We start from the raw sequence: 8,453 nt of genomic DNA on the forward strand, positions 1-8,453 counted from the left end.
ATTCCGGAATTATGGGGCAGATGCCACCAACCGATAACGATGCGGTGTTGGCAGCTTTGCGCCCCAGAAGCGGACGGTTGAAGATTTCCGATCAGCGGCTGGAATGACCCGAAGCAGTCGCTCGATGAGGCTACGATCCATGTTCTGTGGCCCGCATCGAAACCTGCCTCCCGAGAGATGGCCAGTCCCCAAATTTCCGAAAGTAGGCGCGGGAGAATGCTGCGGCACTGCCGAAGCCGACTTGCCGTGCCACCGTCTTCACCGTCGCCCCTTTGGACAGCTTCCGTCGGCCAATGACCAAGCGCCATCCCGTCAGGTAAGCCTGGGGCGTTGTGCCAACCACGTCGCGAAAAAGAGCCATAAAATGGCTTCGTGACATCCCGGCCTCCGCAGCAAGGTCTTCGATGTTCCAAGCGCGAGTCGGAGCATCATGCATAGCGACCAATGTCCGGTGTAATGAGGGGTGGGACAGGCCTGCCAGTAAGCCAGGTCCGGTTGCACCGCGGTCGATCGCTGTCCGCAGAATAAGCAAAACCATCACTTCGCAAAGGCGGTTGAGGGCCGCGCTGCGCCCGCAACGGGATTCCAAGGCCTCCGCCAGGAAAGCGGCAGTCGTGTCCCGAAGGGTTGGAATGTCGTTGATTTCGACCAGAACTTGATCCGGCAGCGCGTTCAAGAGCGGGTTGTGTACCCCCTCGAAATCGACCGTTGCTGTTACCGAAGCTGGCGGTTCAGGGATCGTGTCGCCGCGCAGGCAAAGGATGATCTTTTCCGCACGTCCCCCCGGTTCGCCGATTACAAATAGCCTCGCTTGTCTGTCGTTGGCCCGCGTCGGTTCTAGCGAGGCTTTCAGCTCGAACGTGTCGAAGAAGGCTGAGAGGCGATCCACTTTCGGAAGGATTTTCGGATTCTTGATCATACTTTCAGGACCATTGACGGCCCTGACTATGGAATATTGAAACACCAACGTCAACTTGGGCGTCGGAAGCGTCATACAAGCGGAGTTGATCGATGTTAGTCCCGAGAACACTGGCCCCTCATCTGACCGTCAAAACCCTCCAGCACGGAGAGTTCGATCTCACCCGCGAAAAGCCATCGCTTATGACGCTCGTGTGCTTTTACCGTGGTCTTCACTGCCCGGTCTGCGGAATCTATCTCAAGGAGCTGGAGCGGATGACGCTATCCTTCGACGAGCGCGGAGTCAGTACAATCGCCATAAGCTCTGACGGGGAAGACCGCGCCCGGCAAATGGCCGATAAGATTGGTGCTGAGCACTTGCGTATCGGCTTCGGTCTGCCTTTAAGCGTGGCACGGCAATGGGGCCTCTACATTTCATCCTCGCGCGGAAAGACCTCAATCGGCATCGAGGAGCCCGAACTGTTTTCCGAGCCGGGGGTCTTCCTGATCAAGCCGGATCAAACGGTCTATTGGCTCTCGGTGCAATCCATGCCATTCGCACGACCAAATTTCGTCGAGATGGTGCAAGCTTTGGATTTCGTCATCAAAAACGACTACCCGGCACGAGGTGAATATACCGGCGAGGTTTAAGTCCGGTTGGCGGCCCTGGAACGCTGGAATGCAGCTCTAAGCATGATGCCGAAAAGTGTGAGCGGTTTTCGGACGACATCCTGTTCTAGCCGCCTCGGCCCTGTCTCGGAATACGCAGCCTTCGGCGTGATCATTGATCAGTCCCATTGCCTGCATGAAAGCATAGACTGTGGTGGGGCCGACAAATGACCAGCCGCGCTTCTTCAGGTCTTTCGACATGGCGATGGACGCGGCTGAGGTGGATGCAGTCTGCGGAGCAGCAAGCTCTGTCGCCTTCGGTTCGAAGCGCCAGACATAGGCGGCGAGCGATCCCTCCTGCTTCATCAGTTCCTGGGCACGCTGCGCGTTGTTTATGACCGCCGCGATCTTACCGCGATGGCGCACGATGCCATCGTCCCGGAGCAGGCGCATAATGTCGGCCTCCGTGAATTGCGCGATGCGGTCAAAGTCGAAACCGAGAAAGGCAGCCCGAAAATTCTCGCGCTTGGACAGGATAGTGCGCCAGCTCAAACCTGACTGGAAGCCTTCGAGGCAGAGCTTCTCAAATAAACGGTGATCATCATCTACCGGGAAGCCCCACTCGGTGTCGTGATAGGGCATGAATTCCGGAGCGGCTGCGCACCAGCGGCAACGCGGCTGCCCATCCGGGCCGAAGATCGTCGCGCTCACTTTCTCACGCCCTAAGAAAGGCCAAGCGGTCGTCGGTGCGGCCCGGTGCAATTTCAAGAATGTCTGCGCTTACGACACCCCCCACAACGAAAGGATCTTGCTGGAGCCGCATTTCGAGATCGGCGCGGGATGTGTTGTGGGCGAGAACCGCTCCGCCCGCACTTTGCTGAAGGCTTCCGGTAAGGAGGAAGATGCCATCGTCAAAGCCCTGTTTGATCCAGGCATTATGCCCTTCCATAAGGGCGGAGGCTCGGGCCTTGTTGGCGGAGAATTTAAGTGTAACGACGAACATGCAGGGCCTCCTTCAGGAATTCTGGATGGAAACGGATTCGGGATGATCGGATAGATTGGGTCGCTGCACTGCCAACCATAGGCACATATCGTCGACTTCACGGCGGACGAAGGCTTCGTCGCGGAAGGCGGTCGCGAGTGCGGCGACGCCCTGGCTTCGCATCAGGATGTGCATGGCAAGCGCGTCGGCATCGGTCTCACGGCCAAGTGCGGCAAACTGGCGCGAAAGCCAATCGCGAAACAGAGTGAAAAGCTTGGTCGCCTCGTCCTTGGCAGTGTGGTCGAGTTTGGCGAGTTCGTTGCAAAGCGTGCCGACTGGGCAGCCAAAGGCCATGATCTCTGTCTGGTTCATGATGAGCATGTGGATGAAGCTTCTGATCCGTTCGCCGGGGGCTTCAGCCCCAGCCTCCCACGCATCTAGCATCGCCTTGGTCTTTGAAAGACGATGGGCGATCACCGCATCGAGAATCTCGTCTTTCGTCTTGAAGTGATAGTAGAAGTTGCCTCGCGAAAGTCCGACGACTGCCGCAATGTCGGCGAAGGACGTCGCCTCGAATCCCCGCTCATAAAAAAGCCTGTCTGCAGCCTCAACAATCTGCAGTCGTGTGGTCGCTGCCCCCAAGTGCCCGGTTCTCCATCGCCATCGCCATCGCTCATCGCGTAGGGCGATTGCCCTACAAAGTTCTTTAGGGCGATTGTCCTAAAGACGTCAAGGGTGGACGTAAAGGTGACGGGATTCAGCATGTGACTGCTATCCCCCAATGTAGACGCTCGACTATCGAGAGAAGCGATCGCTAGGGGCCAGGCCGAAAGCGGTCGTTGGTGGCATTTGCTGCATAATTCCGGGGTATTCCCCGCTGCACGCCGCCACAAGGGTTAGGGTGAGAGGCGGCTAAGTCCTCTTCCATATCGGCTTTCGCCGGCAAACGTCTTGACCCCCGCCGCCCTCCATGGCACCTGTCGCGCCGATAAATCCCAAGCAATCGGTGCCGTTCGATGTCAGCTATCCCAGACCATATGAACCCGAAGCGCTCCTTCCAGGCGCTGATCCTGACCCTGCATAATTACTGGGCGGACAAGGGTTGCGCGGTGCTGCAGCCCTATGACATGGAAGTCGGCGCCGGCACCTTCCACCCGGCCACCACGCTGCGCGCCCTCGGCCCGAAACCGTGGAAGGCGGCCTATGTCCAGCCGTCGCGGCGCCCGTCCGACGGCCGCTATGGCGAAAACCCCAACCGCCTGCAGCATTATTACCAGTACCAGGTCATCCTGAAGCCGAACCCTGCAAATCTGCAGGAGCTCTATCTCGGCTCGCTGGCGGCGATCGGTCTCGATCCGCTGCTGCACGACATCCGCTTCGTCGAAGACGACTGGGAAAGCCCCACACTCGGCGCCTGGGGCCTCGGCTGGGAATGCTGGTGCGACGGAATGGAAGTCTCGCAGTTCACCTATTTCCAGCAGGTCTGCGGCATCGAATGCTCGCCGGTAGCAGGCGAACTGACCTACGGTCTCGAACGCCTCGCCATGTATGTCCAGGGCGTCGACAATGTCTACGATCTGAACTTCAACGGCCGCGACGGCGACGAGAAGATCAGCTATGGCGACGTCTTCCTGCAGGCCGAGCAGGAATATTCGCGCCACAATTTCGAATTCGCCAATACCGAGATGCTGCATCGCCATTTCGTCGATGCCGAGAAGGAATGCCGGGCGCTGCTCGATGCCGGCGCCCCCAGCGACAACGCCAACCAGCGCCTGCACAAATGCGTCTTCCCGGCCTATGACCAGTGCATCAAGGCCAGCCATGTCTTCAACCTGCTTGATGCCCGCGGCGTCATCTCGGTTACCGAGCGCCAGAGCTACATCCTGCGCGTACGCACCCTCGCCAAGGCCTGCGGCGAAGCCTTCCTGCTGACCGACGCCGGCGGCGTCAATCTGGGCAAAGAGGCGGCATAACGCAACAGCTCGCCAGCCGTATCGTCCATATAAACGGCTGGTCGGGCACCCCGAATCTCCACGGATATCGGCGTTTGACGGCAGCCGGCAAAACCGCTTAGTCTCCGCCTCAACTTTACTTCGCTGCGGGGGATTCGCGATGTATATTGCGCTTGGCGTCATCGTTCTGGTCGCGCTTTATCTCGTCTTCATCTACAACGGCCTGGTTCGCGCGCGGCAGATGGCGGAAGAAGCCTGGTCGGGCATCGACGTCCAACTCAAGCGCCGCGCCGATCTGATCCCGAACCTGATCGAGACGGTCAAGGGCTATGCCGCCCATGAAAAGTCGACGCTCGAGGAGGTGGTTGAGCTCCGCAACAAGGCGCAGGCCGTGCCATCAGGCGATGTTGCGGGCAGGGCGCAGGCGGAAGGGCTGCTCGGCCAGGCGCTTGGCCGCGTCATCGCGCTTGCCGAAGCCTATCCCGATCTCAAGGCTAACGAGAACTTTGCCGAGCTGCAGGCCTCGCTGGAAACCATGGAAGGCGAGCTGCAGATGGCCCGGCGTTATTACAACGGTGCTGCCCGCGACCTGAACGTCAAGGTCGAAAGCTTCCCGTCCAATCTCGTTGCCGGTCAGTTCGGTTTTGCCAAGCGGGAATATTTCGAAATCACCAACGAGGCCGACCGCGCCGTCCCCACCGTGAAATTCTGACGATCCGGCATTTTGCCTTTGCGAAAAAGCGATTAAGAGCAGGGGCAGACTGCGGCCGATAAGGCTCGCCCCACGGATGGAAGAACAGCATGACACGCACAGCCAAACTGACGATCACCCCGCCGGGCAGGCCGCTTTCGGGCCGCGCCATGCCGCCGGGCTCCAAGTCGATCACCAATCGCGCGCTTTTGCTCGCCGGCCTTGCGAAGGGCACGAGCCGGCTGACCGGGGCGCTGAAGAGCGACGATACGCGTTATATGGCCGAAGCGCTGCGCGCCATGGGTGTTGCGATCGACGAGCCCGACGACACGACTTTCGTCGTCACCGGCAGCGGCAGGCTGCTGCCGCCGAAGGCACCGCTCTTCCTCGGCAATGCCGGCACGGCGACGCGCTTCCTGACGGCGGCTGCGGCTTTGGTCGACGGCACCGTCATCGTCGATGGTGACGAACATATGCGCAAACGCCCGATCGGCCCGCTGGTCGAGGCGATGCGCACGCTCGGCATCGACGTGAGTGCCGAGACCGGCTGCCCGCCGGTCACCGTCAAGGGCACCGGCCGCTTTGAGGCCGACCGAATCCTGATCGATGGCGGCCTGTCCAGCCAATATGTTTCGGCGCTGCTGATGATGGCGGCCGGAGGCAACCGTCCTGTCGATATCGAACTCGTCGGTGAGGATATCGGCGCGCTTGGCTATATCGATCTCACGACGTCGGCGATGAAGGCCTTCGGCGCCAAGGTCGAAAAGACCAGTCCCGTCACCTGGCGCGTCGAGCCGACCGGCTACCGGGCCGCCGATTTCATCGTCGAGCCGGATGCATCCGCCGCGACCTATCTCTGGGCGGCCGAAGTGCTGAGTGGTGGCAAGATCGATCTCGGCGTGCCGAACGATGCCTTCACCCAGCCGGATGCGAAGGCCTACGAGGCGATCGCCAAATTCCCGCATCTGCCGGCTGAAATCGACGGCTCGCAGATGCAGGATGCCGTTCCGACGCTTGCCGTGCTTGCCGCCTTCAACGAGACGCCGGTTCGCTTCGTCGGCATCGCCAACCTGCGCGTCAAGGAATGCGACCGCATCCGGGCGCTCTCGACCGGCCTCAACCGCATCGTTTCAGGGCTTGCCCGCGAAGAGGGCGATGATTTGATCGTGCAGTCCGATCCCGCACTTGCGGGCAGGCATCTGCCGGCTGAGATCGACAGCTTCGCCGATCACCGCATCGCCATGAGTTTCGCACTCGCCGGGCTGAAGATCGACGGCATCACCATTCTCGATCCCGATTGCGTCGGCAAGACCTTCCCCGCCTACTGGCGGACGCTGGCCGCACTCGGCGTGACCTATCAGGACAAAGATTGACGAAACACGCAGCCGAGGCTGCCGGCGGGGAGACAGGGATGGGGCGTCGGTTTTTCGGATTTTGCTTTGCACTGTTGTTGATGCTGACCGCCCCAGTGGCGTTTGCCGCCGAGGTGATCGACAGTTTCGCCTCCGATATCGCGCTCGACAAGAGCGGCGCGATGTCGGTGACGGAGACGATCACCGTCAATGCCGAGGGCGACCAGATCAACCACGGCATCTTCCGTGACTTCCCGCTCTATTTCACCGACGCCGACGGCCGTCGCCGCAGCGTCGATTTCGATATGGTCTCGGTCAAGCGCGACGGCGAGGAAGAACCCTGGCACACCGAATCGATATCACGCGGCATCCGCATCTATGCCGGTTCTGCCGATGTGACGGTGACGCCGGGCCGTCATCGATATGTCTTCACTTACAGGACCAATCGCCAGATCCGCTATTTCGACGATCACGACGAACTCTATTGGAACGTCACCGGCAATGGCTGGATCTTCCCGATCCGCTTGGCAACCGCGACGGTGAAGCTGCCGCCCGGCGTCGGCGCGACGGAGACGACCTTCTTCACCGGCCCTGAGGGCGCGACGGGAAAGAATGCCCGCGTCAGCGAAACCGGCGCCGGCCTGGTCTTTGCCACCACCATGCCCCTTGGCCCCAACGAAGGGCTCACCTTTGCAATCCGCATGCCGAAGGGGTCGATCGATCCGCCCAGCGCGGATATGGAAAGCACATGGTGGCTGAAGGACAACCGCAATTATTTCATCGGCTTCGGCGGCCTGATCCTCGTTTTCGCTTACTACACCCGCTCCTGGCTGAAGGTCGGCCGTGATCCCGCCCGTGGCGTCGTCGTGCCGCGCTGGGACGCGCCTGATGGTATCTCGCCGGCGCTGGTCAACTATATCGACAATAAGGGCTTCTCCGGTCAGGGCTGGACGGCGCTGTCCGCCACCGCCCTCAACCTTGCCGTCCGCGGTTACGTCAAGCTCGAAGACCTGAAGAATTCGATCGTTATCCAAGGCACCGGCAAACCGCTCGGCAAGGAGAAATTCCAGGCCGGCGAAATCGAACTGCTGAAGGTTGCCGGCGGTGCCGGCTCGTCCCTGACGATCGACAAGGCCAATGGCGAGCGGGTGAAATCCGTCGGCCAGGCCTTCCGCTCGGCGATCGAGAAGGAGCATCGCGGCAAATATTACAATTCCAACCTGGCCTATACCGCAGGCGGCATCGCGCTCAGCGCCGCGGCCCTGGTGGCGTTGTTCGTCTTCGGATCGTTGGAGCCCGACACGATCGCGCTGTTGCTGATCCCGATTGCCATCTCGGTCTTCATTGCCGTTTTCATCGCCGGCTTCGTCCGGTCGCTTCATCGCGGCAGATCGCTGTTCGGCAAGATCGTCGCCCTTGTGGCCACCGCGATCGGCGTTTTCGTCGGCGTCAGCATGCTTGCGATCATGGTCCTGACGTTTGCCTCGTCGATGGTGGAACTGCACGAAACGCCGATGCTCTTTGCCATCGGCGGCATCGTGTTGCTCAACGTCCTCTATGTCTTCATCATGGGTGCGCCGACCCCGCTCGGCGCCAAGATGATGGACGGCATAGACGGCCTGCGCCAGTATCTGACGCTTGCCGAGAAAGACCGGATGAACACGGCTGGCGCGCCCGAAATGTCGCCGCGGCATTTCGAGACGCTGCTGCCCTATGCGGTGGCGCTCGGCGTCGAAAAACCCTGGTCGCGCACCTTCGAGACCTGGCTTGCGGCGGCGGCCGGCGCGGCTGCCGCCTATGCGCCCGCCTGGTATGCCGGCAATTTCAACAGTGGCAGCTTTTCCGATCGTATCGGCGGCTTTTCCTCCTCGATGGCCTCGACCATTGCTTCGACGATACCCTCGCCGCCGCCGTCGAGTTCATCCTCCGGTTTTTCCGGCGGCGGCTCGTCCGGCGGTGGTGGTGGAGGC

At 60.7% G+C, this 8,453-nt stretch carries 9 protein-coding genes; 5 read left to right on the forward strand and 4 right to left on the reverse strand.

The genetic code is table 11. The features are described from left to right. Positions 1 to 130: 130 nt before the first annotated feature. Entirely contained in the window at positions 131 to 964 is an 834-nt protein-coding gene (locus GFM02_RS32865; RefSeq protein WP_348644009.1) for an AraC family transcriptional regulator, read from the reverse strand. Positions 965 to 1,011: 47 nt separating this feature from the next. Between GFM02_RS32865 and GFM02_RS32870 the strand changes: the two genes are divergently transcribed. Continuing rightward, complete coding sequence (locus GFM02_RS32870; RefSeq protein ID WP_026264966.1) at positions 1,012 to 1,548, forward strand: peroxiredoxin-like family protein; 537 nt, start codon at positions 1,012 to 1,014, stop codon at positions 1,546 to 1,548. A gap of 36 nt (positions 1,549 to 1,584) precedes the next feature. Here the strand turns inward: GFM02_RS32870 and GFM02_RS32875 are convergent, their stop codons facing one another. Genes GFM02_RS32875 through GFM02_RS32885 form a run of 3 tightly spaced genes read right to left on the reverse strand, consistent with a single transcriptional unit; the run spans position 1,585 to position 3,130 of the window. Further along, complete coding sequence (locus tag GFM02_RS32875; protein ID WP_168271487.1) at positions 1,585 to 2,217, reverse strand: DNA-3-methyladenine glycosylase I; 633 nt, start codon at positions 2,215 to 2,217, stop codon at positions 1,585 to 1,587. A gap of 4 nt (positions 2,218 to 2,221) precedes the next feature. Beyond that, a complete protein-coding gene (locus tag GFM02_RS32880) occupies positions 2,222 to 2,509 on the reverse strand; it encodes a YciI family protein (protein WP_131666216.1) in 288 nt (95 codons plus the stop codon). A 12-nt stretch (positions 2,510 to 2,521) separates the two neighbouring features. After that, positions 2,522 to 3,130 (reverse strand): TetR/AcrR family transcriptional regulator, encoded by a 609-nt coding sequence (locus GFM02_RS32885; protein ID WP_168271486.1) that lies wholly within the window; start codon positions 3,128 to 3,130, stop codon positions 2,522 to 2,524. 374 nt (positions 3,131 to 3,504) lie between these two features. On the opposite strand from GFM02_RS32885, the gene GFM02_RS32890 reads away from it, so the two are divergent. The 4 genes from GFM02_RS32890 to GFM02_RS32905 all read left to right on the forward strand — a co-directional run. Next, on the forward strand, positions 3,505 to 4,461 hold the full coding sequence (locus GFM02_RS32890; RefSeq protein ID WP_168271485.1) for a glycine--tRNA ligase subunit alpha: 957 nt from the start codon (positions 3,505 to 3,507) through the stop codon (positions 4,459 to 4,461). Between the two features lie 139 nt (positions 4,462 to 4,600). Further along, positions 4,601 to 5,152 carry a LemA family protein gene (locus GFM02_RS32895; RefSeq protein ID WP_168271484.1) on the forward strand — a complete coding sequence of 184 codons (552 nt, stop codon included), beginning with the start codon at positions 4,601 to 4,603 and terminating at the stop codon, positions 5,150 to 5,152. A gap of 89 nt (positions 5,153 to 5,241) precedes the next feature. Beyond that, the gene (aroA, locus tag GFM02_RS32900; RefSeq protein WP_168324019.1) at positions 5,242 to 6,504 is read left to right on the forward strand and encodes a 3-phosphoshikimate 1-carboxyvinyltransferase; all 1,263 of its coding nucleotides are present in this window, start codon (positions 5,242 to 5,244) and stop codon (positions 6,502 to 6,504) included. Between the two features lie 38 nt (positions 6,505 to 6,542). After that, positions 6,543 to 8,453, forward strand: a 1,911-nt coding sequence (locus tag GFM02_RS32905; RefSeq protein ID WP_168324020.1) for a DUF2207 domain-containing protein, incomplete at its 3' end; no start/stop codon positions are given.

It is taken from the genome of Rhizobium leguminosarum bv. viciae, from assembly GCF_012276115.1.
In the GTDB taxonomy this organism is placed as follows: domain Bacteria; phylum Pseudomonadota; class Alphaproteobacteria; order Rhizobiales; family Rhizobiaceae; genus Rhizobium; species Rhizobium leguminosarum_T.